Origin of the sequence: Leucobacter sp. Psy1 (assembly GCF_020096995.1) — a bacterium.
GTDB lineage: Bacteria > Actinomycetota > Actinomycetes > Actinomycetales > Microbacteriaceae > Leucobacter.
The window spans coordinates 275,957-300,434 of sequence record NZ_CP083692.1 but is presented as its reverse complement, the minus strand read 5'-3'; the positions used below and the strand labels follow the sequence as shown (position 1 = coordinate 300,434).

The window sequence follows — 24,478 nt, the reverse complement described above, 5'->3', positions numbered from 1 at the left end:
ACCTACCTCGCTTCGCGCAACGCCGCAGTGAGCTCGCTCGCCGCCTGCGTCACCAACCGGGCGAGGTGACGTTCGTCCGCGCGCTCGAGGTGCACGACCACCCCGAGCGCCACGGGCGGCAACCCCTCAAGCTCGGGGAGGGCCGTCGCGACCGAAATGTTGCCGAGCGTCATCTCTTCGCGCGTCGTCGCATACCCGCGGTCGCGCGTCTTCGTGATCTCGTGGCGCAATGCGCCCTCGTCACAGATCGAGTGAACTGTTTCCCTCGGTCGAGCGGTGGTGAAGTACTGGGCGAGCCAGGCCTCGTCGCGGGTCGCGAGAAGCGCCTTGCCGACTCCGGTGGTGTGGAGCGGACCCTGCCCTCCGGCGCGGGTGACAGTCGGAATCGATTTGCGCCCGGTCACTCGTCCGACGTACAGCGCCGTCGACTGCGCCGGAGTGGGTCCGTCGAGCACGGCGAGGTGCACGTTCTCTCCCGTCGCCTCGTAGAGACGGAGCAGATGCGGGATCGCGCGTTCCCTGAGACGCACCGAGACCGGCGCGAGCTCGCCGAGTTCCCACAACCGCGTCCCGATGGCGTACCGCTTGCCCGGCACCCGTGCCAGCAGGCCCCGTTCGACCAGCGTCGCAAGGAGGCGGTGCAGCGTGGACGAGGCGAGTCCGGTGCGCCGCCCGATGTCGACCGCCGTGAGCTCCAGCTCATCCTCCGTGAAGCAGTCGAGCACGCGGAGCGCACGATCGAGCACTCCCTCTCCGTGTTCGCTGCCCACCATTCCTGCTCCGTCTCCGATGCCTTCGTCCTTCGAGTCTTCCTCAGCCTACTCCCACTCAGTGGGAATTCAGTGGCGCGCGGCCATTCCGATCGGCATGCTGGTCGAGTACTGTGCGCGGCGCCGCCTGCTGCGCAGCGCCACCGTCAACGACGACCCAGGAGACTCATGCCCCTCACCAGCACCCAGGTAGCGATCGTCGGAGCGGGCCCGGCGGGTCTCCTGCTCTCCCACCTGCTCGCGGAACGCGGCATCGACTCGATCGTCTTCGACCGTCGCACGCGTGAGGAGATCGAATCGACGATCCGCGCCGGGATCCTCGAGCAGGGCACGGTCGATGTCCTCTCCGCGCTCCCCCACAGCCGCGTGCTCACCGACGGCCACCGGCACGACGGCATCGAACTCCGCTTCTCTGGCGAGGGCCACCGCATCGACTTCCCGAGCCTCGTGGGCCGCAGCGTGTGGTTGTACCCGCAGCACGAGGTGCTGAAGGACCTGATTGCCGCTCGGCTGGCAGCGGGCCAAGACATCCGGTTCTCGCACGAGGTGTCGGCGGTCGACGGGATCGACGGGGAGCGCCCGACGGTCAGGGCGCACGCGGTCGACGCCGATGGCGCTGCAGTGCCCGGCTCGGAGATCGAGCTCTCGTCGCACTTCGTGGTGGGAGCAGACGGCTCGCGCAGCACCGTCCGGCAGGCGGTCGCCGACCGCGAGACCAACCGGTACCGCGAGTATCCGTTCGCCTGGTTCGGCGTCCTGTGCGAAGCCCCTCCGAGTGCGGACGAACTCATCTACAGCAACTCCGACGCCGGCTTCGCCCTCATCAGTCAGCGCTCCGAAACGGTGCAGCGCATGTACTTCCAGTGCGACCCGGGAACCGACCCCGACGGGTGGAGCGAGGAGGAGCTCTGGGCGACGCTGCAGGAGCGTGTGCCCGGCACCACGCTGCGCGAGGGCCCCATCTTCCAGCGCGATGTGCTGCGCTTCCGCAGCTTCGTGGCTGGGCGCCTGAGGCGCGGGCGTGCCGCGATCATCGGCGACGCAGCGCACACGGTCCCCCCGACGGGCGCGAAGGGGATGAACCTCGCCATCGCCGATGTGCTGCTCCTGGCCGACGCGCTCGGAGATCTCATCATCGAGGGCGACGAGCGCCGCATCGACGCGTTCGCAGACACGGCGCTCCGCCGCATCTGGAAGGCGCAGCACTTCTCCTGGTGGATGACGAGCATGCTGCACCGCACCCCCGACGCCGGCGACTTCGACCGCGAGCGCCAGCTCGGGGAGCTGCGATCCGTCGTCGAGTCGGAGGCGGGCAGCACCTATCTCGCCGAGGCCTACACCGGGTGGCCGTTCACCCGGTGAAGATCGCGGCCGCCTTGATGGCCGTCTGCACGAGCCCGTAGCCGAGCCCTCCGACGACGACGAGAGTGAGAGCGGTGGCGACGACCCGATACGGACCCGTCGCGCCGTTCCCCGCAGGGGTTTCGGGAGTCGCGTTCATCGCTGCGCACCTTCCTCACTCGTTGCGTTCACGGGTACCTGCTCCGCGCCAGCGGACTCAGGTTCCGCGAACTTCTCCTTGACGGGCCGCACCAGGAGGTTTGCGACGAAGCCGACCGCGAGCAGCCCCACCATGATGAGCAGGCCGGGAGTGTAGAGCGATGGACCCTCGAGTCCCGCGTCCGCTCCCTTCTGCACCACCGAGTTCACCACGAGGGGACCCACGACGCCGGCAGCCGACCACGCGGTCAGCAGACGCCCGTGGATGGCGCCGACCTGCATGGTGCCGAAGAGGTCCTTCAGATACGCGGGGATCGTGGCGAAACCGCCGCCGTAGAACGACATGATGACGAGCGTGGCGACGAGGAAGAGCGCGAGGGATCCGCCACCGAACATCGAGATCAGCAGGTAGGCGACCGCGCCGACGCCGAGGTACATCATGTAGGTGTTCTTCCGCCCGATCACATCGGAGAGCGTCGACCACACGAAGCGGCCACCCATGTTCGCGAGCGACAGCAGGCCGACGAAGCCAGCCGCGGCAGCGGCGGCGATCCCGAAGTAATCGGTGATCATGGGTGCCGCGTTCTCCAGGATCCCGATGCCCGCTGTGACGTTCGTGAACAGCACGACCCAGAGGAGCCAGAACTGCGGGGTACGGATCGCGTTCTTCGCCGAGACGTTCCGCTTCGTCTGCATCGGCTTGACACGGTCTTTCGACGGGTCCCAGTTCTTCGGGCGCCAGTCCGGGTGCGGCACGCGGATCACGAACGCGCCGGCGGCGATCACGAACGCGTACACGATGGCGAGCGTCACGAACGTCGGCGTCAGGCCTGCGACCAGATCTCCGGCATCGTCACCGCCGCCGTAGAACGACATGAGGGCGTTCGACATCGGGCTCGCGATGAGCGCGCCACCGCCGAACCCCATGATCGCGAGGCCCGTCGCGAGCCCCGGGCGGTCCGGGAACCACTTCATCAGCGTGGAGACCGGTGAGATGTAGCCGATGCCGAGCCCGATGCCGCAGATGAACCCGTAGCCGAGGTACACGAGCCACAGCTGTCCCGTCGCGATCCCGAGCGACGCGACGAAGAAGCCGGACACCCAGCAGGCGCCTGCGGCGAGCATCGAGGCGCGGGGGCCGACCTTCTCCACCCAGGTGCCGAACACGGCCGAGGACAGGCCGAGCATGAGGATCGCCAGAGAGAAGATCCACCCGATGGACACCTCGCGTGCGTCGAAGTGCTCCATGAACGGGGTCTTGAACACGCTGAACGCGTACACCTGCCCGATGCAGAGGTGAATCGCGAGCGCTGCCGGCGGGATCATCCACCGGTTGAACGTGGGCGGGGCGGTGATCGCCTCGCGTCCGAATCTCGAAGCCATATCGTTGAGCGTCCTTGCTGTCGGTGTTCGCCGTCGATGTCACGTACGCGCGGGATCACCGCGCACCCAGACCATGGTGGCACACCTCGAGCATTTTCACAGGGAACACCCCGCCTCGCGCCCGCTCCCGGGCCCCTCGCTTCCTGGCCCCAGCCCTGCTCCCGGGCCCCGCCCCTCGTCGAGAATGCAAGAAGTACCCCTTCGATGCGCGTGAAGCCGGACGAAGTGCGATCTCGGCGAGGCCTGCGCCCGGAGGGGGGCACGAGCGCGGCACACGAGAAACGCCCCGCCGCGAAGTGCGACGGGGCGTTTCGTACCTGCGGAGCAGGTCAGATCATCTTGGTGACCTGGTCGAAGCTCAACTCGACCGGGGTCTCGCGCTCGAACAGCGAGACGAGCACCGTGAGCTTGCCGCTCGCGGGGTTGATCTCGCTGATCGTGCCGGGAAGGCCCTCGAAAGAGCCCGACTTGATCGTGATGGTCTCGCCGATCTCGAAGTCGATCTCGAACTGACCCTGCGCGGCCGCGTTAGTGGCGGCCTTCGACTTGGCCGTCTCGACCGGCTCGAGCTCGACGGTGCTCTTCAGCATCTCGAACGCTTCCTTGAAGCGGAGCGGGACCGGGTTGTGCGCGTTGCCGACGAAGCCGGTGACACCAGGGGTGTGACGGACAACGGACCACGAGTTCTCGTTGAGGTTCATGCGGACGAGCACGTATCCGGGGATCCGCACGCGCGTCACCATCTTGCGCTGCCCGTTCTTGACCTCCATGACATCTTCCATGGGGACCTGGATCTCGTAGATGTCGTCGACCGCGCCCATCGTCTCGCGACGGTTCCACAGGTTCGACTTCACCTTGCGCTCGTAGCCGGCGTAGCTGTGTACGACGTACCACTTGCCGGGCTTCAGGCGGAGTTCGCGCTTGAACGCGGCGTAGGGATCCTCGTCGGGCTCCTCGGCCGGGGCGTCCTCGGTCTGCTCGTCGGCGATAGCGTTCGAGGCCGCGACGGCCTCCTCGGCGGTGTCGATGTGCAGCGCGTCTTCGACGGCGGCATCCACGTCGGGGTCCGTCGACTGCGCCAGCGCGTCGAGGGCCGCGTCGAGATCGGCCTCGGGAGTGTTGCTGTTCTCGCTCGTCATCTGAACTTTCTGGGTCGTGGGTGAGGGTGGGTCGGTGCGGGCCGCGGGCGGCTCGGGGCTACGTCAGCGGCGTGCCGAAGACGAAGACGGTGACCCAGCCGAAGGCTTGATCGAGGACCCACACAATCGCCATCATGATGACCACGAAGGCGAGCACCACGAGCGTGAACCGCACGAGTTCCTTGCGCGTCGGCGTGACGACCTTCTTCAGCTCGGCGAAGACCTGCTGCACGAACAGGATGATCTTGCCGAACCAGGAGCGCTTGGCACTGTCAGCTTTGGCGCGCTCGACGAGTCCGCCTCCGGACTCTTCGATCTCGTTGCTGCTCACGGGTGTCCTTTCGATCGCCCCTCGCAATCGCGAGGGGTTCGGCAGGGCGGACAGGACTCGAACCTGCAACCTGCGGTTTTGGAGACCGCTGCGCTACCAATTGCGCCACCGCCCTATGGGCTGCCGCCGCCTATTCTCTCATCGCATGCTGATCGCGCAACGAGTGCGCGAGGGCATGGGAGATTTTGGCAGAAGTCAACCTCGAAAGAGTGTAGGGGATGCGCGGGTGCATTGTCGAACCGGCGCGACCGAACGGGCGAGGCGGGCACGGCCGCTCACGGTTTCCGCAGGTCGAGCCGACCCTGCCCGCGCCAGTGCCGCCGCGCCCAGTCGAGCGCGGAGAGCAGGATTCGCTGGGCCGCAGGCGTCGACCGGGTGAGAGCCCTGACCACCACTCCGGGCACCGCGAGCGCCGTCGCGCCCACCAGGGTGCCACCTGACGGGGGTTCAAGCGCGCCGACGGCGCCGCGGAGCGCCGTGATCGCCGCCGCATCGCAGCGGGGGTCGATGAGCACGAGGGTCGCGAGGTGGCTGAACCCCTGCGTCAGGTGCCGCGCTGCCGGCGCGTCGATGGCGGGCAGGAATCGCAGCCGATCGTGCAGGACGAGGCGTCCGGCTCCCGCGTCCGACGCACCTTCGGTGAACCTGACGCGCGTGGTCAGGGTCAGTTCGTCGAACGCGTAGGCGGTCCCGTCCGGCGACCACCCGGGGGTCGTGATCTCCGCGATCGCGAGGGACGCCGTCGGGTCCATGCGCACCTCTGTGGACTGCCGGAATCGCGCCCCGGCGAATGGGATGACGCTGTCGGGTACGGATTCCAGCCGCGCCTCGGCGCCCAGAGTAAAGCGCTGAACGGACTCCGCGTGATCCTCGGGTGTCCGGTAGACCTTGGTCGCCGACTGCGTGGTGAGGAGCAGATCTGCTCCCGCCTCGACGGAAGCCTCGAGCGCGTAGCGATCGCCGCCGAGGATCCCGCCGCCTGGGTTCACGACGGTGACCGCGACCTGCCCCGAATCGTCGAGATGCAACGGCCGCAGCAGTCGCAGCGCCCCCGAGTGCCGCTGCCCGACGACCACGCTCGTCCCGTCTCGCAGGGCGACGCGCAGCGCGAGCGAGCCGGTCATTCGAGATCCGACATGAGCACTTCGCGTTTGAGCCATGCGAGCACGAAATCGAGTCCGTCGTCGGTCTTCAGGTTGGTGAAGCAGAAGGGGCGGTCGGCCCGGAATCGGCGCGCATCCTCGGCCATCACGTCGAGGTCGGCCCCCACGTACGGCGCGAGATCGGTCTTGTTGATGATCAGGAGGTCGGACTTGATCATGCCCTGCCCCGCCTTGCGCGGAATCTTCTCCCCCTGCGCCACGTCGATCACGTAGATGGAGAAGTCGACGAGCTCCGGACTGAAGGTGGCCGAGAGGTTGTCACCGCCCGACTCGACGAAGACGAGCTCGAGGTCGGGGTGCCGCGCCTCGAGATCCTCGAGGGCGGCCCGGTTCATCGACGTGTCCTCCCGAATTGCCGTGTGGGGGCACCCACCGGTCTCCACGCCGACGATGCGGTCCTCGGGCAGCACACCGTTCCGGGCAAGGATCCTCGCGTCCTCGATCGTGTAGATGTCGTTGGTGACGGCGGCCATCGAGAGCTCATCGATGAGTGCGCGCGTCACCCGCTCGACGAGCTGCGTCTTCCCGGCTCCGACGGGCCCGCCGATGCCGACGGTGATGGGTGCATTCATGGTCTCTCCTTGCAGTCAACTGGCGAACATGCGGGCGTGCAGGTGCTCGTGCCGCATCTGATGGATTTCGAGGGCGGGGGCGGCGACGCCGAAGCCCAGGGATGCCGGATCCCGATCGATCTCGGCAGATCGTGCCGCGGCTTCCCGAACATCGGCGTCGAGCGCGGCGATCACGCGCTGACCCGCCAATTGCCCGAGCGGGATGGCCCGAACGGCGTTGGTGACGAGCGAGAGCACCGTGGCGTGGAGGTAGGCCTCCGTCGCGGTATCGGCGTCGATACCCCGGCCGGCTGCGGCGAGCGCGAACGCGATGGCTGCGTGGCCTGAGCACGACCCCGACGCCACCAGGGCGACGTAGCGCTCGACTCCCGGGGAGGGCAGCGCCTCGGTCGCGATCTCGATGAGGCGTCTGCCCGTGCGGAGACTGGCCTCGCGGATCTGGCGGGGGACGAGGAGCGCGCCGAGCTCTGCGTCGATGCTGATCAGGTCGGCGTCGCTGCCCGCCCGCCAGGCGCGCCGGACGATCACAGCATCGGTCGATGCGAGCTGAAGGGCGAGGTACTCGGCGAGCCACGCGCGCAGCACGTGCTCGTCGGACACAGGATCGGCGCCCGGCCCGGCGGTGGAGGCGTCGAGCGCGCTCTCGAGCCCGAACGAGTGGCTGAACGCCCCGGTCGGCAGTGCGGAGTCGGTGAGCTGGAGGAGTGCGCCGAGCGCATGCATGGCCGACGGCGAGGGGGTGCTCATCAGTGGGGACCCATCAGTGCGTGTGCTCCGCGTGCCGGAAGGGCACCTCCATGGTGCGCGTCTCGCGAGTGAACGGCACCCCGTGGTCGTTGAGGAAGTGCTCCACGGTGTGGTCGTACTGGCAGACCATCACCTCGGCTCCGAAGTTTGAGTCGACGTCGAAGAACTGTGCAGGGAGGTGCCGATTGCCGAGCGAGTGGGCGGCGAAGAGCGCCTCTCCGATGCTCCGCGGCGCGATAACGATGACATCGCTCGAGTCGACCTCCACGACGACGACGTTGCCCTCCTCGGCGACGAGCACGTCCCCGTCCCTGAGGTCGGGTGCGCCGACGGGGAGCCGAAGCCCGAACTCGCGTCCGTGGTCCGTCGTGAGCCGCTGGATGCGCTGCGAGAGCCTGGCGACGGGCAGCCGTACCCGCTCCCGGTGGGCGCGGGCGTACGCGGGATCCTCGTGGACGCTGCCGCTCACCTCGGTGACGATCACGTGAGCTCCTTTCAATCGGGGGCGCCGGGGCGCTGAGTGGGATTCGGCAGCGACGGCGTCGCCGCGGTCAGAACAGGAAGTACCGCTGCCCGAGCGGCACGGTATCGACGGGGTCGCACGTCACCGGGGTACCGTCGACGCGTACCTCGTAGGTCTGCGGATCCACCTCGATGTCGGGGGTCGCGTCGTTGAACACGAGGTCGGCCTTGGTGATGTCGCGCACCCCGTGGACGGGTCTGATGAGCTTCGCGAGCCCGAGTCGTCCAGGGACGCCGTCGTCGATCGCTGCGCGGGAGAGGAACGTGATGCTCGACCGCTGCACGGCGGTGCCCCGCGCCGCGAACGCCTGCCTGAGCGTCTGGGGCTGGGGTGTCGGGATCGACGCACCGGGATCCCCCATGACGGAGAGCGCGATGGAGCCGCCCTTGACGACGAGGTCGGGCTTCACTCCGAAGTACGCGGGATCCCAGAGCACGAGGTCGGCGAACTTGCCTGGCTCCACAGATCCGACAACGTCGGCGATGCCCTGGGCGAGCGCAGGATTCAGTGTCAGCTTCGCGAGGTACCGCTTGATCCTGAAGTTGTCCGCGGGGCCGCCGTCGGTCCCGTCGGCCGGGTCGAGGTGGCCGCGCTGGGCCTTCATCTTGTCCGCCAGCTGCCACGTACGGGTGATCACCTCGCCGACGCGTCCCATCGCCTGCGAGTCGCTCGACATGATCGAGAAGACGCCGAGATCGTGGAGCACATCTTCGGCCGCGATGGTCTCTGGCCGGATCCGGGAATCGGCGAATGCCACGTCCTCCGGGATCGCCGGGCTGAGGTGGTGGCACACCATGAGCATGTCGAGGTGCTCCTCTGCTGTGTTCACGGTGAACGGGATCGTCGGGTTCGTGGATGCGGGCAGCACGTTCGGGTGGGCGGCGATCGCGATGATGTCGGGGGCGTGCCCGCCGCCCGCGCCCTCCGTGTGGAAGGTGTGGATCGTCCGACCGCCGATCGCCGCGACGGTGTCCTCGAGGAACCCGCACTCGTTCAGCGTGTCAGTGTGGATCGCGACCTGCACGTCGAACTGGTCCGCGACGGTCAGCGCAGCGTCGATCGCGGCGGGTGTCGCGCCCCAGTCCTCATGCACCTTCAGACCGATCGCCCCGGCTCTCACCTGCTCAGCGAGCGGTGCGACGGCGCTGGCGTGCCCCTTGCCGAGGAAGCCGATGTTCATGGGGAACTCCTCGGCCGCCTCCAGCATGCGGGAGAGGTGCCAGGCCCCCGGAGTGACCGTCGTCGCCTTCGTGCCCTCCGCAGGGCCGGTGCCACCGCCGATCATGGTCGTGATGCCGGAGGCGAGCGCCGTCGGCACCTGGTCGGGCGAGATGAAGTGGATGTGCGTGTCGATGCCGCCGGCCGTCACGATCTTCCGCTCGCCCGCGATGATCTCCGTCGATGCGCCGACGACGATGTCCACCCCGTCCTGGGTCCGCGGATTGCCCGCCTTGCCGATGGCGAAGATGTGCCCGTCCCTGATGCCGATGTCGGCCTTCACAAACCCCGTGACGTCAAGGATGAACGCGTTCGTGATCACGGTGTCGGCCATGCGCGGGTCGTCCTCCCGAGTCGCCTGGCCGTCCTGGCCCATCCCGTCGCGCAGCACCTTGCCGCCGCCGAAGACCGCTTCCTCACCCGGCTCGGTGAGATCGCGCTCGACCTCGGCGAAAAGATCGGTGTCGCCGAGTCGAACGCGGTCGCCCGTCGTCGGCCCGTACAGCTCGGCGTACCTCGCGCGCGGGATCTCGAGGGGCCCGGACGATTCGTTGCCATCGTCCGGCTGCCCGGTCGGGATCGGGCCCAGCGCCCCCGAGGTCTCCGCCCGGAGGCCGTGCACCTCGCGCGTCCCCCCAATGGGAACCAGCGGGACCGCGCGCGCCTCCCCCGGCTCGAAACGGGCTGCCGTGCCCGCCGGGATGTTCAGGCGCAGCCCGTGCGCGGCGACCCGGTCGAAGCTGAGCGCCGGATTCGTCTCGGCGAAGTGGCAGTGGGACCCGACCTGCACCGGCCGGTCACCCGTGTTCGTGACCTCGACCGAGAAGACGGGACGGCCGGGGTTGAGCGTGATGGTGCCGGGCGCGGCGATCGTCTCGCCAGGGATACGTGCGCGAGCCATCAGCGGATCGGATCGTGGACGGTGACGAGCTTCGTACCGTCGGGGAACGTGGCCTCGATCTGCACGTCGTGGATGAGCTCGGGCACGCCCTCCATCACCTCGTCACGACTCAGGATCGTCGTCCCCCACGACATCAGGTCGGCGACGGTGCGCCCGTCCCTCGCCCCCTCGATGAGCTCGTAGCTGATGATCGCCACCGACTCGGGCAGATTGAGCTTCAGCCCGCGGGCCTGGCGCCGACGCGCCAGATCGGCCGCAGTGACGATCATGAGCTTCTCCTGCTCTCGGGGTGATAGTCGCACGGGGACTCCTTCGGATCGGAGACCTACGCTACGGCGGACCGGTTTCGGCCCGATATCGCGTGTGTGTCGTCCAGGTTTCGCTCGCCTCGAAGTTCGTTGTGGCGGATCGGGACTCCCCCGCTGAGGCCGTGTGCCGTAGGCTGGTTCGGGTGAGCACCGAGAGTCGCCTGTCGAAGAAGATTTCCGCCATCGCCGAGTCCGCGACCCTGAAGGTCGACGCGAAAGCGAAGGCCCTCCAGGCCGAGGGTCGGCCCGTCATCAGCTACGCCGCGGGCGAGCCGGACTTCGCGACGCCTGAGCACATCGTCGACGCAGCACGCGCCGCCCTCGACGACCCGAAGAACTTCCGCTACACGGCGGCCGTCGGCCTACCCGAGCTGCGCCAGGCGATCGCGGCCAAGACCGCCCGGGACTCCGGTTGGCAGGTCGAGCCCGCGCAGGTGATCGTCACGAACGGCGGGAAGCAGGGCGTTTACCAGGCCTTCCAGGTGCTGCTCGACCCGGGCGACGAGGTCATCGTCCCCTCCCCCTACTGGACCACCTACCCCGAGGCGATCGCGCTCGCCGACGGCGTCGCCGTCGACGTGTTCGCCGGTGCAGACCAGGAATACAAGGTCACCGTCGAACAGCTCGAGGCCGCGCGCACCGAGCGCACGAAGGTGCTGCTGTTCGTCTCGCCCTCGAACCCGACCGGTGCCGTCTACTCCCCCGAGGAGACCCGCGCCATCGGCGAGTGGGCCGAGTCGCACGGACTCTGGGTCATCGCCGATGAGATCTACCAGAACCTCACCTACGACGGCGTGCGCGCCGTGTCGATCGTCGAGGCGGTTCCCGCGCTGCAGGACCGCACGATCCTCGTCAACGGGGTCGCGAAGACCTTCGCGATGACCGGGTGGCGCGTCGGCTGGATGGTCGGCCCCGCAGACGTCATCAAGGGCGCGTCGAACCTCCAGTCGCACCTGACGTCCAACATCAACAACATCGCGCAGCGCGCCGCGATCGCCGCCCTCACGGGCCCGCAGGAACCGATCGAGGAGATGCGTCTCGCGTTCGATCGGCGCCGCAAGCTCATCGTCGAGGAGCTGAACCGTGTTCCCGGTTTCCGCTGTCCCACGCCAGAGGGCGCGTTCTACGCCTACGTGGACGTGACCGATGCGCTCGGCCGAGAGATCCGCGGGGTCACCCCCACCACGTCGCTCGAGCTGGCCGACCTGATCCTTACCGAGGCCGAGGTCGCCGCCGTGCCGGGTGAAGCCTTCGGGCCCAGCGGCTACCTGCGATTCAGCTACGCGCTCGGCGACGAAGCGCTCGTCGAGGGCATCCGCCGCATTCAGGATCTGCTGGCGTAAGACCGCCACGGGCGAGCCCCGCGCGACTTCGTGCCGCGCGGGGCGAACCCTAGTCGGCGTCGCCGAGCCCGATGGCGGCGGCCTCCTCCTCGGCCTGGTGGGGCTGACCGATATGGGCGAGCCGACGACCACCGGCGACGAGCGCGATGATCGAGACGACGAGCGCTGCAGCGCCGGCCCAGTAGGGCACCCCGGTGCCCCACGCCGCTGCCATCGGTCCGGCGACGGCCGGTGCGATCGCGCCGCCGATGAAACGGACGCCCGAGTAGGCCGACGAGGCGACGTTGCGCGGCAGATCGGTGGCCTCCATGACGGCTTCCGTGAGCGCCGTGTTCATGATGCCGAGCAGCAACCCCGCCGCGATGACGATCCCGATCAGCACGGGCAGGCTGTCCACGAAGACCCCGAGGAGCCCGAGGAGCACGGCGAGCCCGCCGAGCATGGTGAAGAGCACGGGGCGCAGTCCGAAACGACGGGTGAGCGCCGGTGCGACCGCCACCGAGGTGATCGCCAGTGCGAGTCCCCAGCCGAAGAAGACGAGACCGAGTTCGTGCGCCCCGAACTCTCCGCCGGTCGCAGCTGCAGCCGCCTCCATCGGGTAGGGGCTGTAGGCCAGCAGCGTGAAGAACCCGAAGTTGTAGAACACCGCGACGATCGCGAGGGTCAGCAGAGCGGGGTGGCGCAGCGCCCGGATCGAGGCGAAGATCGAGAGCCGTTCCGCCTTCGGTGCGGCGGCGTCACGCTTCGGAGCACGCAGCAGGACGAGGATCGCGACGAGCGCGATGGCCATCAGGGCTGCGGTGCCGAAGAATGGCCCGCGCCAGGAGACGGAGCCGAGCGCTCCGCCGAGGAGGGGCCCGACCGCCATGCCGAGGCCGAGCGCCGCCTCGTAGAGGACGATCGCCTGCCGCGATCCCCCGGAGGCCGCGCCGACGATCGCCGCGAGCGCCGTGGAGATGAAGAGGGCGTTGCCGAGGCCCCACCCTGCCCGGAAGCCGATGATCTCGTTGACCGTGCCCGAAGCGCCAGCCAGCGCTGCGAAGGCGACGACGAGCACGAGGCCGGCGACGAGCGTCCATCGCACTCCGATCCAGCTGGAGACCCAGCTGGTGAAGAACATCGCAATGCCCGTGATGAAGAGGTAGCTGGTGAAGAGCAGCATCGTCTGGCTGGGCGTCGCGCCGAGGTCGTGGCTGATCGCCGGCAGGATCGGGTCGACGAGGCCGATGCCCATGAACGATACGGTGCAGGCGAAAGCGATCGCCCACACGGTGATCGGCTGCTTCAGGATCGACGGGCGCTCTGCGGACGCGTGCGCGTCGCGGGAAGCGCCGCTCACGGCCGGTCGTGATGCGGTATCGGGTTGGGGTTCGAGTGCGGTGCTCGTGATGGCTCCTCGGTCTGGTGCGGGTGTGAGAAGCCGGTTCGTTCGCGTCGCGCGCTCAGGAGAGCGCGGGGTGATCGCTCATCCGCTCGAGCAGCTCGGCGGCGCGAGTCAGTGTCGCGCGGTCGAACTCCGTGAGCTCGGCGAGGAGCGGGGCGACGCGTGCTGCGGCCGCCCTGCGGTAGTCGCCGAGGGCGGTGATTCCGCAATCGGTGAGCCTCACCAGGGTGGCGCGTCCGTCGTGCGGGTCGGGTTCCCTCACCACCCACTCCTCGCCTTCCAGCCGCTGCACGAGCGAGGTCATCGTCGGCTGCGTGACCCGCTGCAGATGCACGAGGTCGCTGATGCGCATCGGCCCGCGCTGCTCGAGTTCGGCGAGCACGCGCCATGCGGTGGAGGAGTAGGTGAATCCGGGGACCCGTCCCGCTCGTCGGGTGAACCGGCTGGCGGCGACGATGAGATCGACGGCGGAACGACCATCTGCATCGTTCCGCAATTCATCCGCTGCCGTCATGCCCACGAGAATACCACTATTTACATTGTCTGTCTATGTAATGCCGGCTACGCGGGGCTCCCCCACGCCATCAGAACGAAGTGCGCGATCGTCGTCGAAGCGATGTAGGTCGCAGCGATGACCACGATGCCGACGGGAATGATCTTCCAGCCGATGGTCTTCAGCATCGGCACATCCTTGCCGATGCTGAGACCCGCGACGGTCAGCATCACGGTGATGACGGAGAGGAAGTCGACGGACTCCGACACTCCGAGCACCCAGGGCGCGATCGGTGAGATCGGTGCGGTGGAGAGCACGCCGAGCGTCGACACCACGATGAGTGCCGGCACCTTACCCCGCGTCAGGCGCGCGACCCCGATCCCGAGCGCGACCAGCGCGGCGAGGAGCGCGTAGGTGATGACCATGTCCCAGGAGAAGCTGCGCGCGGCGATCGCAGCGACGACGATGCCGCCGAGGCAGAAGATCGTGAGGGAGGTCCAGAGCGACATGCGGACGTTCGGAGTGTCGAGCACCGCCGCTTCCACGGCCTGGATCTTCTCCGTGACCAGGGTGCCCTTCGGCTTCCGGCCGGGGAGGGTCGCATGCTGGTTGCGCGTGAGGAACTTGTAGAACCGATCGGCCACGGGCAGCGAGACCCATACCCCGAGGTAGATGCCCGCGAGGCTGGCGATGAGGTTCGCCGACGTCGCGAGTGCGAGCACCTGCTCCTGCATCTCGGGGTGCGCCGCGGCGACCGCTGCGGCGCCGGCAGCCATCATCGAACCGGAGCCGACACCCGCGCCCATGGCGAGCGCAAGCGGGTCGAACACCCCGAGCGCCGAGGCGACGGAGGCCGTGAGGGTGACGATGATCGCGCCGAACACCGAGCCGAACACGTACATCGAGAGCACACCGCGGTACTGCTGAGAATTCGCGCCGAAGCGCTCGGTGACCATCGCGAAGGCGGCTTCACGATCGATGGAGAAGGTGGCGCCGACCGTCGCCGGCCCCATCCGCAGGAGCACGGCCAGCGGCAGCGCCAGCAGGATCGAGCCGAAGACGTTCCCGAGCTCCTGCAGCAGCAGCGCGGGACCCGCCTGCACGATCAGCATGAGGTTCGGGCCCATCGTGAACGAGAGACGCGCGCAGAGCAGCAGCACCGCGACCGCCATGACGACTCCCGCCGCGTGCTGCAGGTTGACCGGGAGCGGCTTCAGGCGCTGCACGGAGATCACCGCGGCGATGAGCAGTCCCCAGATCATCGGGAGGAGGGTCAGCGTGATCGACCCGACCGGAAGCATCGCCGGCCCGATCGCCTGCGCGGCGGCGGACACGGTGACCACGAGCAGTACGAGAATCCAGAGCTGCGGTGTGCGGAAGGAGTACCTCACCTCGCGTCCGACTGCGGCGATACCCGAGTCGGACTCGGCCGCCCTCGTTTGGCTCGGCTCTGCGCTCTGATCATGGTTGAGCTGGTTCATTGCGGTTCTTTCGACAGGGATTCGCTCAGCGGTGGACGAATCGGTGATGGGGAGAGAAGAGAAGGGCGGTCACGGATGACGTGGGATCGGGTGCCTGGCGCCGATGCGGGCGTCCGGGAACTCGCTAGGCCGAGAACGGGACCTGCGTGGCGCCCGCGGGGCGCGCAGCCGTGCGCCCCAGATAGTCGGCACGCAGCTCGGGATCGGCGGCGACGTCGATGACGGTCGCGGCGAGTGCGCGCGCACTGTCGATCACGGCGTCGTTCGCGGTCTCGGAGATGGCCGCCTCCGTGAAACCGGGGTTGTGGGGCGGTGCGGTCGTTCCGCGGAAGGTGATGAGCGGGTGGATCGACGGCACGACCTGGGAGACGTTCCCCATGTCCGTCGATCCCCCTCCCGATGTGGTGTCGTCGAGCGTACGGCCGAGGCTCTCGAGGTTGGCATCCCAGATGGCCGCCAAGCGCTCATCCGGCGCCAGCGGCGCGTAGGGGTACTCCGTCGGAGCCCAGTCCCACGCGCATCCGGTCGCGATCGCCGCGCCCTCGAAGCACTTGAGCACGTGCTGCTTCATCTCGCGCCAGATGTCGAGGTCGTAGGCTCGCAGCTCCATCTGTACGACGGTGCGGTCGGGAATGATGTTGGTCGCCTGGCCGCCCTCCGAGATGAACGCGTTGAGGTTCGTCTCCTTCGGAAGCTGCTGACGAAGCATCGCGATCGCATTGAGGCTCAGGATCGCCGCGTTGCCCGCGTTGATGCCCTGCTCGGGGGCACCGGCCGCGTGTGCGGTCTTCCCCGTGAAGACGACCTCGAAGCGCTCGACGGCGGTCGAGCGCATGGCGGCGGCACGATGGTTGTCACCGGTCATCCCCGGCGTCTCGGACATGCCGTGCACCATGAGAGAGATGTCGACGTCCTCCCAGGCGCCGGCCTCGAGCATGGCGCACTTGCCGCCTCCGTGTTCTTCGGCCGGGGTGCCGAGCAGCTTCACCCGCAGGCCGAGGTCATCCGCGACGGCGGCGAGCGCCAGCGCGGCCCCGACGCCCGAAGCCGCGATCACGTTGTGTCCGCAGGCGTGCCCGATGCCTGGCAGCGCGTCGTACTCGGCGCACACGGCGACCGTGAAGTCACCACTGCCGTAGACGGCTTCGAAGGCGGTGTCGAGACCGTAGGCCGCGGTCGTGACATCGAAGCCGGCGTCGCGCATCGTTTCGGCGATCAACGCGGCAGCGTCGTGCTCCTCCCACGAAAGCTCGGGGTGCTCGTGGATGCGGCGGCTGAGGTCGAGCAGCTGCGCGCGGCGCTCCTCGACATCTGCGTACGCCCGGTTCTTGATGCCGGTGGCGGGGGTGACGCCTGAGGCTGCGGTGTCGGTGACGGTGTCATTCATGCGCGGTTCGTGTTCCTTCACGTCGTCGTGTGCGGCGCCGAGTCGGCTCGATCGATGTACCGAACTCAGAGCGGAGGCCTCCTTGATTCTGCGCGATCTCGGTGCGGCCACGTGAGTTCCGAATAAAAACTGCGGAATAATCGTCTCTATGACGAATATCTGCGCAGATTGCGGCCGGAGGCGCGATTGAGTGCGCCGGCGCTCGATCACACCGACCTTCGGCTGCTCCACGCCCTCCAGGTCGAACCCCGCGCGTCATGGAATCAGCTCGCACCGGTCGTCGGGGTCGGCGCGGGGACACTGGCACGGCGCTGGGAGCGCATCAGCGCAGAGGGACTGGCGTGGGTGACCGGTGTCGATACCCGCGGCCAGCTCACCCTCCTCGAGATCGATTGCGAGCTTGCGCACAGCGAGGCCGTGGCGGAGCAGCTCACGCGCGACCCCCGTGTCAAGGTGCTCGACTTCGGCTCGGGCGCTCGCACGCTCCTCGCACTGATCGTGTTCGAGGATCTGGCCGCCTCATCGCAGTTCCTGACCTACGACCTCGGCGCCCTCGCCGGAGTACGCACGGTGCGCAGCCACCTCGTGAGTGAAACTCTCGTCGACGGCGGCGACTGGCGCTTGCGGGCCCTGAAACCCGAGGAGATCGAGCGGGTCCCCGCTCCCCCTCCGCCCCGTTCGCGCGCTGCGACGCGGGTGCCAGCAGACGTGGATGCGGCCCTCATGCGCGAGCTCTGGGCCGACGGACGCGCCCCGATCTCGGACATGGCCGAGCGCACGGGAATCTCGGCGCAGCGTCTCGCCGACGGCATCGCCACGCTCCGCCAATCGGGAGCGCTCGCCTTCCGCACCGATATCGCCCGTGAAGCCTCCGACTGGCCGGTGTACACCTGGTACTTCATCGAGGCCTCAGGTCGGGCGCTCGTCGCAGCGCAGCGGAGCATCTCCTCGGTGCCGGAGGTGCGGCTCGCCGTCACCTCGGCCAGTCGCTACAACTTGATTCTCGCCGTCTGGCTCAGGCAGATCTCCGATGTGAGCCGGTTCGAGATCGCCCTCCAGAAAGCCCTCGCCGACGCCCACATCGGGGACCGATCGGTCGTGCTGCGCACCGTGAAGCACATGAACCAGCGCATCGGACCGCGCACTCGCGCGGTGGGACAGGTGCACACCCCCGAGGGGCAGCTCATACTGGCGGAATGAACGTTGCCGGTGGGACTCCAACGTTTCGGCGTGTCGACAACGGATGTGTTGTTTCTCCGGAGTTCCTGTGAGTATGCTCCACAGACAGAGGACGCTTCGTCGTAAGGCGGCGCCGAATCGGGACACTGGCACCACTTTCGAGGAGCACCATGCAGCAACGACGCCCCTTCGCTCTCGGCGCGGCCCTCGCCATCGCCCTCGCGAGCCTCGGTGTGGCCATGCCGGCGCACGCACTGGAAACCACCGACGCACCTCCGGCGAGCGTGGAGACCACACCCACCACTGACCCGAGCGCCCTCGCGCCGGACGACGAGCTGACGGACGTCACGCCGCCGGACCGGGAAGGCACCAACGACGCTCCAACGACCGAGGCTCCCTCCCCCGAGGAGGCACTCGAGCGGGAGGGCGCGGAGGCTCCCGTCGACGAGACCGACGCGGACGCGGCGCCGGATGCGCCGTCTCCCGAGGAGCCGCCCGCGACACCGGTCGCGCCGATCCAGATCACGTCGATCCCCGATGACGAGTTCTTCGAGAGCGAGGACGCCCCCACAGCGGTCTCCGGTACCGGAGAGCCGGGTGCCGAATTCGTCACCGAGATCGAGTGGGTCGACGAGGAAGTCACCGAAACCGTCGACGACCAGGTTGCCGACGACGGGACGTGGAGCGTCGACTTCGACGAGTCCGGAGATCCGCTGCCCGCGGGAATGTACGTCGTCAGCGTCTCGCAGACCGTGGGCGAGGAGACCAGCGGGGACATGGTCATCTTCGTCGTCTTCGACTCGGCGAGTGGCGAGGACGCGCCGACGCTCTCCGGGATCTCCGAGGCGGGACTCTACACGGGGCCGTTGCAGTCGCTCGCCGGCACCGGCATCCCGGGCGCCGAGCTGTCGGTCTTCATCGTCCATGGTGTCCACGGGTCAGAAGAACCCGGCGCTTCGAACGAGCTGCTGACGACCGTCGGGGCCGACGGCAACTGGGCGATCTCCCTCGACGCGCCCGTCACCCGGGGCTGGGCGTCGATGACCTTGTTCCAGGAGGAAGCGGAAGGCGAGCGTGCGGGATACCTCACGACATACGCATTCTTCTTCGACCCGATCACGTTCACCTCGGTCGCTGACGGGCAGCGCTTCGCCGCTGACGACGCACCCTCACGGGTCACCGGCACCCTCGACGCCGCGTTCGTGGCGGACGACGTGCCTGCCCTCGACTTCGCGGTCACCCTCGCGGGTGAGCGCACCGCGCGAGCGCTGCCCTCCGACGACATCGACGTGTCGCTCGCCGGCGACGGCACCTGGAGCGCCGACTTCGGCGACACCCTCCCTGCAGGGGAGTTCACGCTCACGGCGTCCCTGTCGTTCCCCGACCCGGAGCTGCAGGACCGCAACTTCCTGAGTCCCGCTTCAACGGGGTTCGGAGTGGACGCGGCCTCCGGAACTGTCGCCGTGGCGGACTCCCAGCAGCAGGCGCCATCGCAGGCGCAGACGCTCGCGGAGACCGGATCCGACTCCCTGGTGCCGTGGATCCTCGGCGCCGTCGTCCTCGTGCTCATCGGCGTCGGGGCGCTGCTGCTCTCGCGCCGGAAGCGTCCGAACGACCCGGATGACCCGGGCGAGCCCTCCCCCTGAGCGATTCGGTGCACACTTTCGCACGGTATCGCGCGGGTATTCCGTGCAAAAGTCTGCACCGAATCGCTAAAACCGATGAGAGGCCCCGCACGCTGCGCACGTGCGGGGCCTCTCGCCGGTGATCAACCGCTACGCGCGGCTCGTGGAGTACTCGTCCGCGACATCGAGGGCCGCATCGATGATGTCGAGCCCGGCGATGAGGTCGGCTTCCGAGATCACGAGCGGCGGTGCGATCTGCAGTCGGTTACCGGCGGCGAACGGCCAGAGCCCCGCAGCCTTGCAGGCGTTCACCACTGCGGTGAAGGGCGCGGCCGCCTCACCCGACGCGTTGAACGGGATAAGGGGTTCGCGCGTCTCGCGGTCCTTCACGAGGTCGAGCGCCCAGAACAGCCCACGCCCTCGGTACTCCCCGATCGACGGGTGCTTCGCCGCCATCTCCGCGAGACGCGGTTCGATGACGCGTGACCCGAGATCGCGAACGCGCTCCAGGATGCCCTCGCGCTCGAAGATGTCGAACGTCGCGACGCCCGTGGCGCACGCCAGCGGGTGCCCCGAGTAGGTGAGACCGCCAGGGAATGGGCGCTGCTCGAACGTCCGGTGGATGTCCTCGGAGATCACGACGCCGCCGATCGGCACGTAGCCCGAGTTCACGCCCTTCGCGAAGGTCACGAGGTCGGGGCGCACGTCGAACGCCTGGTAAGCGAACCACTCGCCGATGCGGCCGAATCCGACCATGACCTCGTCGCAGATGAGCAGGATCCCGTGACGGTCGCAGATTTCGCGAACGCCGGGCAGATACCCGGGCGGCGGCACGAGCACACCGTTGGTGCCGGTGACGGTCTCGAGCACGATCGCCGCGATCGTCTCGGGCCCCTCGAACTGGATCGTCCGCTCGAGGTGCTCGAGTGCCCGCTCAGCTTCCTGCTCCGGCGAATCGGCGTGGAACGCCGACCGGTACGCGTAGGGGCCCTCGAAATGGACCACGTTCGCGTCGATGACGCCGTTCGCCCAGCGGCGGGGCTCACCGGTCATCGTGATCGCCGTGGCGGTGGAGCCGTGGTACGAGCGGTAGCGGGCCATGACCTTCTGCCGGCCGGTGTGCTGACGCGCCATGCGCACGGCGTACTCGTTGGCGTCGGCTCCACCGTTCGTGAAGAACACCGAGCGCGCGCCCTCGAAGGAGTGCTCGACGATGCGCTTCGCGAGCTCGCCGCGCACATCGTTCGCCACGGCGGGCTGAATGGTCGCCAGGCGAGCGGCCTGATCCTGGATCGCCTGGACCAGACCGGGGTGCTGGTGACCGAGGTTCAGGTTGACGAGCTGCGAGGAGAAGTCGAGGTACTCGTTCCCCTCGTAATCCCAGAACCGCACACCCTCACCCTTGGCGACCGGCAGCGGGTTGATGGCTCCCTGCGATGACCAGGAGTGGAAGACGTACTGGCGATCGTTCTGACGGACGGCCTGCTCGGCCTCGGCGTCGCCGAAGCTGCGCTCGGTCCCGGTGAGATCGGTGTAGTCGGACATGTCGATGCCTCCCGTGCTCTAGTGGTTGCTGGGGAATCCGAGGTCGACCTGTGACGACTCGGGATCGGGCCAGCGCGTCGTGACGACCTTCGAGCGGGTGTAGAAGTGCACCGACTCGGGGCCGTAGATGTGGGTGTCGCCGAACAGCGAGTCCTTCCAGCCGCCGAAGGAGAAGGAGCCGACCGGGACGGGGATCGGCACGTTGATCCCGACCATTCCTGCCTCGACCTCGAACTCGAACTGCCGCGCGGCACCGCCGTCGCGGGTGAAGATCGCCGTGCCGTTGCCGAACTGGTGATCGTTGATGAGCTGGACGCCCTCTTCGTACGTGTCCACGCGGACGACGGCGAGCACCGGCCCGAAGATCTCGTCGCGGTAGACCTTGCTGTCCGTCTGGACGTTGTCGATGAGGGAGACCCCGATGAAGAAGCCGTTCCCGTCGAACTGCTGTTCACGGCCGTCCACGACGACCGTGGCGCCCTCGTCAGCGGCACCGGCGACGTACGAGGCGACGCGCTCGCGGGCCTCCGCCGTGATGAGCGGACCCATCTCGGATGCCGGGTCGGTGCCGTCGCCGATGGTGAGGTTCTTGATGCGATCCTGGATGGCGGGGATCAGGCGGTCGGCGGAGTCGCCGACCGCGACGACGACCGAAACGGCCATGCAGCGCTCGCCAGCTGAGCCGTACGCGGCGGAGACCGCGGCGTCCGCCGTCATGTCGATGTCGGCATCGGGCAGCACCAGCATGTGGTTCTTCGCTCCGCCGAGGGCCTGCACGCGCTTGCCGTTCGCCGAGGCACGCTGGTAGATCGAGCGCGCGATCGGCGTCGAGCCGACGAAGGACACGGCCTTCACGTCAGGGCTGTCGAGGAGGGTGTCGACCGCGACCTTGTCGCCCTGGACGACGTTGAGCACGCCGTCGGGCAGTCCGGCCTCGCGGAAGAGGTCGGCGATGAAGAGCGCTGCGGAGGGGTCGCGCTCGCTCGGCTTCAGCACGACGGTGTTGCCGCAGGCGATCGCGCTCGCGATCATCCAGAGCGGCACCATGACCGGGAAGTTGAAGGGCGTGATCGCGGCGACGACTCCGACGGGCTGCTTCACCGAGTGCACGTCGACGCCGGTTGAGACCTGCTCGTCGCGCTCGCCCTTCAGCAGGTGGAGGAGGCCAGACGCGAACTCGACGTTCTCGAGTCCGCGGGCGATCTCGCCCGCCGCATCCGAGAGCACCTTGCCGTGCTCGCTCGTCACGATCGCGGCGAGCTCGGGCGTGCGCTGCTTCAGCAGCTGGCGCAGGTTGAAGAACACGTCGGCGCGCTTCGTCAGGCTCGTCTTGCGCCACATCGGGAGCGCGTCCTTCGCCGCGGCGATCGCCCGCTCGACGGTTTCAGCCGAGGCCACCGCGACCTCGTGCTGCTCGGCACCAGTGGCGGGGTTGAAGACGGGCTGCGTGCGCGCGGCGTCCTCGACGCGCTCGCCGGCGATGAAGTGCGGGATCAATGCCATGAACCTGGTTCCTCTCGATCAGACTGTCCGGCGCACTGGAGCGCCGCCCCTTCAGTCTCACGGAGAGCATCGTCGAGGAACACCGGCAAACCATGGGATTTTGGGGCATCTCTCGTACACTCTGTATGAACACCGTTCACGACGTCTTCGGAGGCCTCATGTCAGCGCCCAGCACTGCGACGCTCTCGGTGAGCGAGATCCTCGAGCTTCCCGAGGTGCGCGCGGGGGATCCGACTGTGGTCGCCGGCGAGGGTGGTCTCGGACGAAGCGTCCGGTGGGCCCACGTGGTGGCGGGCTCCGATGCGGCAGCCCTCATCGATGGGGGCGAGCTCATCCTGACCACGGGAACCGGCTGGCCGCACGGCGACGACGAACTGCGACCGGTCATCGACGATCTCCTGCGAACCGCTCCCGCCGCCGTCGTCCTGGAGCTCGGCAGCACGTTCGCGGCGGCCCCGGCCCCCCTGATCGCGGGCTGCGACGCGTACGGCATCCCGCTCATCGCGCTGCGCCGCGTCACCCGGTTCGTGCAGATCACGCAGCGCGTGCACCAGCTCATTCTCGCCTCCCAGACCGAAGCCCTGCAGGCGCGCGCCGAAGTGCACGCGATGCTCACCGAGCTGGGACTCAACCGGAGCCCGGTGGACTACGTCGTCGAGCGCCTCTCGACGACGATCGGCGCCCCCGTCGTACTCGAGGACGCCGCGCACCACGTCGTCACCTGGGCGGCCGGAGGCGGATCCGATCGCGAAACGGGTGCGCCCGAAACCGTGCTCGCCGCCTGGGCGGAGCACCCGGGGCGCGACTTCGCACTCCCGCCGCACTGGGATCGGGTGCCCGTAGAGGCCCGCGGGGAGCGCTGGGGGCGCCTCACGGCGCTCCCAGGGCCGCCCCACCCGGCGGGCCGCAGCACGGTGCTGGAACTCGGAGCCTTCGCCCTCGCACTGGCGCGGCTCTCGGATGCGGACGGCGATGTGTGGATGCGCCTCAGCGCGCAGCAGCTCTTCGACACCGTGCTCAGCGGCCGATACCGCAGAGAATCGGATCTGGCGATGCAACTGGCGGCAGCGGGGCTGCCGGTGGAGGGACGGGAACTGATCGGAGCGACGCTCACCGGATCGGGCACGTTCGGCGCCCACTCGTCGCTCGAGCGCGCGCACCTCGAGACGGCGCTCAGGCGAGCAGTGGCTCCGGGGGGACGTGTGCTCGTGGGCGCCGACCGGGAGCGGGTCTCCTCGCGCGACGGGACGCGGCTCCTCGCGCTCATATCTTTCCCCGCGCCGAGTGCCCAGCCGCGCTCGCTCGAGAGCGGTGTGCCCGCGTTCACTCGCCGGCTCTCCAGGGAACTCGATGGCGTGCTCCCCGCGACGACACCCGCAGGCTGGGAGGCACGGCTGAGTCTCGGCGTGCCGGCGCGCGGCACTCGGGCGCTCATCACCTCGCTCGAACGGGTGCGCGCGGCAGGCGCCGTCTCGAGCGGGGAACGCGTGGGGCGCGTGCTCGTGCAGCAGGCGGAGCGGCAGCCCCTCGCCTACCTCGTCCGGGGGCTCGCCGCGAAGCCCGAGGTGCAGGAGTTCGTGGATGACGCCCTGGGACCCGTGATCGCTCACGATCGCACCTCGGGCGTCGGGCACAGCGGAGATCTCATGCGGGTTCTCGCCGCGTATCTGGCCCACCCGACGAACCGCTCGCTCGCCGCCCAGCAGGCCCGGCTCTCACGGTCCGTGTTCTACCAGCGCCTCGACCTCATCGAGGAACTGCTCGGCGTGGACCTCGCGGATGGGGCGACGATCGCGACATTGACGGTGGCGCAGCTCGCGCTCGGGGATGCCACCGAGACGGGGTGATGCCACCAAAGTCGCAGGCGCCGACGAGGGCGAAAAATTCATACCTTGTCGAATCCTTATTTTCATGATTCTCTCAACATGCGCGCTATTCCCATTCCGCTCCCTCGAGAATCGGCAGCATCCCTCATGTTCCATC

At 68.5% G+C, this 24,478-nt stretch carries 22 protein-coding genes and 1 tRNA gene; 5 read left to right on the top strand and 18 right to left on the bottom strand.

Annotated features, from left to right (window positions below; translation table 11 throughout):
- Positions 1–2 precede the first annotated feature (2 nt).
- Positions 3–773, bottom strand: coding sequence for an IclR family transcriptional regulator (locus tag K8P10_RS01410; RefSeq protein WP_224780029.1), 771 nt, complete (start codon positions 771–773; stop codon positions 3–5).
- Between the two features lie 165 nt (positions 774–938).
- Here K8P10_RS01410 and K8P10_RS01405 point away from each other — a divergent pair, with 165 nt between their 5' ends.
- Positions 939–2,132, top strand: a complete 1,194-nt coding sequence (locus tag K8P10_RS01405; RefSeq protein ID WP_224780028.1) for a 4-hydroxybenzoate 3-monooxygenase — start codon at positions 939–941, stop codon at positions 2,130–2,132.
- Here K8P10_RS01405 and K8P10_RS01400 read toward each other — a convergent pair.
- From K8P10_RS01400 to K8P10_RS01350, 11 genes are all read right to left on the bottom strand, one after another.
- The gene (locus K8P10_RS01400) at positions 2,122–2,271 is read right to left on the bottom strand and encodes a hypothetical protein (RefSeq protein ID WP_224780027.1); all 150 of its coding nucleotides are present in this window, start codon (positions 2,269–2,271) and stop codon (positions 2,122–2,124) included. The two genes, K8P10_RS01405 and K8P10_RS01400, sit on opposite strands and share 11 nt — an antisense overlap.
- Positions 2,268–3,653, bottom strand: coding sequence for an OFA family MFS transporter (locus K8P10_RS01395; protein ID WP_224780026.1), 1,386 nt, complete (start codon positions 3,651–3,653; stop codon positions 2,268–2,270). The genes K8P10_RS01400 and K8P10_RS01395 overlap by 4 nt, the downstream gene beginning before the upstream one ends.
- A 329-nt stretch (positions 3,654–3,982) precedes the next feature.
- On the bottom strand, positions 3,983–4,792 hold the full coding sequence (gene nusG / locus K8P10_RS01390; protein WP_224780025.1) for a transcription termination/antitermination protein NusG: 810 nt from the start codon (positions 4,790–4,792) through the stop codon (positions 3,983–3,985).
- Positions 4,793–4,850: 58 nt separating this feature from the next.
- On the bottom strand, positions 4,851–5,123 hold the full coding sequence (gene secE / locus K8P10_RS01385) for a preprotein translocase subunit SecE (RefSeq protein ID WP_224780024.1): 273 nt from the start codon (positions 5,121–5,123) through the stop codon (positions 4,851–4,853).
- Between the two features lie 42 nt (positions 5,124–5,165).
- Positions 5,166–5,238, bottom strand: a tRNA-Trp gene (locus tag K8P10_RS01380).
- Positions 5,239–5,398: 160 nt separating this feature from the next.
- Complete coding sequence (locus K8P10_RS01375) at positions 5,399–6,247, bottom strand: urease accessory protein UreD (RefSeq protein WP_224780023.1); 849 nt, start codon at positions 6,245–6,247, stop codon at positions 5,399–5,401.
- Complete coding sequence (gene ureG / locus K8P10_RS01370; RefSeq protein ID WP_224780022.1) at positions 6,244–6,858, bottom strand: urease accessory protein UreG; 615 nt, start codon at positions 6,856–6,858, stop codon at positions 6,244–6,246. The genes K8P10_RS01375 and ureG overlap by 4 nt, the downstream gene beginning before the upstream one ends.
- Positions 6,859–6,873: 15 nt before the next feature.
- Positions 6,874–7,605 (bottom strand): urease accessory protein UreF, encoded by a 732-nt coding sequence (locus K8P10_RS01365; protein ID WP_224780021.1) that lies wholly within the window; start codon positions 7,603–7,605, stop codon positions 6,874–6,876.
- Positions 7,606–7,618: 13 nt separating this feature from the next.
- Positions 7,619–8,089 (bottom strand): urease accessory protein UreE, encoded by a 471-nt coding sequence (gene ureE / locus K8P10_RS01360; RefSeq protein WP_224780020.1) that lies wholly within the window; start codon positions 8,087–8,089, stop codon positions 7,619–7,621.
- A 67-nt stretch (positions 8,090–8,156) separates the two neighbouring features.
- On the bottom strand, positions 8,157–10,247 hold the full coding sequence (gene ureC / locus K8P10_RS01355) for an urease subunit alpha (RefSeq protein WP_224780019.1): 2,091 nt from the start codon (positions 10,245–10,247) through the stop codon (positions 8,157–8,159).
- Positions 10,247–10,549: an urease subunit gamma gene (locus K8P10_RS01350; RefSeq protein WP_224780018.1), complete on the bottom strand. Its 303-nt coding sequence runs from the start codon at positions 10,547–10,549 to the stop codon at positions 10,247–10,249. The genes ureC and K8P10_RS01350 overlap by 1 nt, the downstream gene beginning before the upstream one ends.
- A 149-nt stretch (positions 10,550–10,698) precedes the next feature.
- Between K8P10_RS01350 and K8P10_RS01345 the strand changes: the two genes are divergently transcribed.
- On the top strand, positions 10,699–11,898 hold the full coding sequence (locus K8P10_RS01345) for a pyridoxal phosphate-dependent aminotransferase (protein ID WP_224780017.1): 1,200 nt from the start codon (positions 10,699–10,701) through the stop codon (positions 11,896–11,898).
- 49 nt (positions 11,899–11,947) lie between these two features.
- On the opposite strand, the gene K8P10_RS01340 is transcribed toward K8P10_RS01345, so the two are convergent.
- The 4 genes from K8P10_RS01340 to K8P10_RS01325 form a co-directional block, all read right to left on the bottom strand.
- On the bottom strand, positions 11,948–13,237 hold the full coding sequence (locus K8P10_RS01340) for an MFS transporter (protein WP_224780016.1): 1,290 nt from the start codon (positions 13,235–13,237) through the stop codon (positions 11,948–11,950).
- A gap of 103 nt (positions 13,238–13,340) precedes the next feature.
- Positions 13,341–13,796: a MarR family winged helix-turn-helix transcriptional regulator gene (locus K8P10_RS01335; RefSeq protein WP_224780015.1), complete on the bottom strand. Its 456-nt coding sequence runs from the start codon at positions 13,794–13,796 to the stop codon at positions 13,341–13,343.
- 47 nt (positions 13,797–13,843) lie between these two features.
- A complete protein-coding gene (locus K8P10_RS01330) occupies positions 13,844–15,256 on the bottom strand; it encodes a DUF3100 domain-containing protein (RefSeq protein WP_224780014.1) in 1,413 nt (470 codons plus the stop codon).
- Positions 15,257–15,380: 124 nt separating this feature from the next.
- Positions 15,381–16,643: a M20 family metallopeptidase gene (locus tag K8P10_RS01325; protein WP_224780013.1), complete on the bottom strand. Its 1,263-nt coding sequence runs from the start codon at positions 16,641–16,643 to the stop codon at positions 15,381–15,383.
- A 186-nt stretch (positions 16,644–16,829) separates the two neighbouring features.
- Here K8P10_RS01325 and K8P10_RS01320 point away from each other — a divergent pair, with 186 nt between their 5' ends.
- Positions 16,830–17,843 (top strand): Lrp/AsnC family transcriptional regulator, encoded by a 1,014-nt coding sequence (locus K8P10_RS01320; RefSeq protein WP_224780012.1) that lies wholly within the window; start codon positions 16,830–16,832, stop codon positions 17,841–17,843.
- Positions 17,844–17,992: 149 nt separating this feature from the next.
- Entirely contained in the window at positions 17,993–19,468 is a 1,476-nt protein-coding gene (locus K8P10_RS01315; RefSeq protein ID WP_224780011.1) for an LAETG motif-containing sortase-dependent surface protein, read from the top strand.
- A 129-nt stretch (positions 19,469–19,597) separates the two neighbouring features.
- Here K8P10_RS01315 and K8P10_RS01310 read toward each other — a convergent pair whose 3' ends face one another.
- Entirely contained in the window at positions 19,598–20,992 is a 1,395-nt protein-coding gene (locus tag K8P10_RS01310) for an aspartate aminotransferase family protein (protein WP_224780010.1), read from the bottom strand.
- 18 nt (positions 20,993–21,010) lie between these two features.
- Entirely contained in the window at positions 21,011–22,495 is a 1,485-nt protein-coding gene (locus K8P10_RS01305) for a CoA-acylating methylmalonate-semialdehyde dehydrogenase (RefSeq protein WP_224780009.1), read from the bottom strand.
- 125 nt (positions 22,496–22,620) lie between these two features.
- On the opposite strand from K8P10_RS01305, the gene K8P10_RS01300 reads away from it, so the two are divergent.
- Positions 22,621–24,342: a PucR family transcriptional regulator gene (locus tag K8P10_RS01300; protein WP_224780008.1), complete on the top strand. Its 1,722-nt coding sequence runs from the start codon at positions 22,621–22,623 to the stop codon at positions 24,340–24,342.
- The last annotated feature ends 136 nt before the right edge of the window (positions 24,343–24,478 follow it).

Excerpts from the sequence above, each read along its gene's own strand:
- ureG (WP_224780022.1), bottom strand. The coding sequence starts at position 6,858 with ATGAATGCACCCATCACCGTCGGCATCGGCGGGCCCGTCGGAGCCGGG.
- ureC (WP_224780019.1), bottom strand. The coding sequence starts at position 10,247 with ATGGCTCGCGCACGTATCCCTGGCGAGACGATCGCCGCGCCCGGCACC.
- K8P10_RS01410 (WP_224780029.1), bottom strand. The coding sequence starts at position 773 with ATGGTGGGCAGCGAACACGGAGAGGGAGTGCTCGATCGTGCGCTCCGC.
- K8P10_RS01365 (WP_224780021.1), bottom strand. The coding sequence starts at position 7,605 with ATGAGCACCCCCTCGCCGTCGGCCATGCATGCGCTCGGCGCACTCCTC.
- K8P10_RS01375 (WP_224780023.1), bottom strand. The coding sequence starts at position 6,247 with ATGACCGGCTCGCTCGCGCTGCGCGTCGCCCTGCGAGACGGGACGAGC.
- K8P10_RS01395 (WP_224780026.1), bottom strand. The coding sequence starts at position 3,653 with ATGGCTTCGAGATTCGGACGCGAGGCGATCACCGCCCCGCCCACGTTC.
- nusG (WP_224780025.1), bottom strand. The coding sequence starts at position 4,792 with ATGACGAGCGAGAACAGCAACACTCCCGAGGCCGATCTCGACGCGGCC.
- K8P10_RS01300 (WP_224780008.1), top strand. The coding sequence starts at position 22,621 with ATGAACACCGTTCACGACGTCTTCGGAGGCCTCATGTCAGCGCCCAGC.
- K8P10_RS01400 (WP_224780027.1), bottom strand. The coding sequence starts at position 2,271 with ATGAACGCGACTCCCGAAACCCCTGCGGGGAACGGCGCGACGGGTCCG.
- K8P10_RS01315 (WP_224780011.1), top strand. The coding sequence starts at position 17,993 with ATGCAGCAACGACGCCCCTTCGCTCTCGGCGCGGCCCTCGCCATCGCC.
- K8P10_RS01335 (WP_224780015.1), bottom strand. The coding sequence starts at position 13,796 with ATGACGGCAGCGGATGAATTGCGGAACGATGCAGATGGTCGTTCCGCC.
- K8P10_RS01405 (WP_224780028.1), top strand. The coding sequence starts at position 939 with ATGCCCCTCACCAGCACCCAGGTAGCGATCGTCGGAGCGGGCCCGGCG.
- K8P10_RS01305 (WP_224780009.1), bottom strand. The coding sequence starts at position 22,495 with ATGGCATTGATCCCGCACTTCATCGCCGGCGAGCGCGTCGAGGACGCC.
- K8P10_RS01325 (WP_224780013.1), bottom strand. The coding sequence starts at position 16,643 with ATGAATGACACCGTCACCGACACCGCAGCCTCAGGCGTCACCCCCGCC.
- K8P10_RS01310 (WP_224780010.1), bottom strand. The coding sequence starts at position 20,992 with ATGTCCGACTACACCGATCTCACCGGGACCGAGCGCAGCTTCGGCGAC.
- K8P10_RS01330 (WP_224780014.1), bottom strand. The coding sequence starts at position 15,256 with ATGAACCAGCTCAACCATGATCAGAGCGCAGAGCCGAGCCAAACGAGG.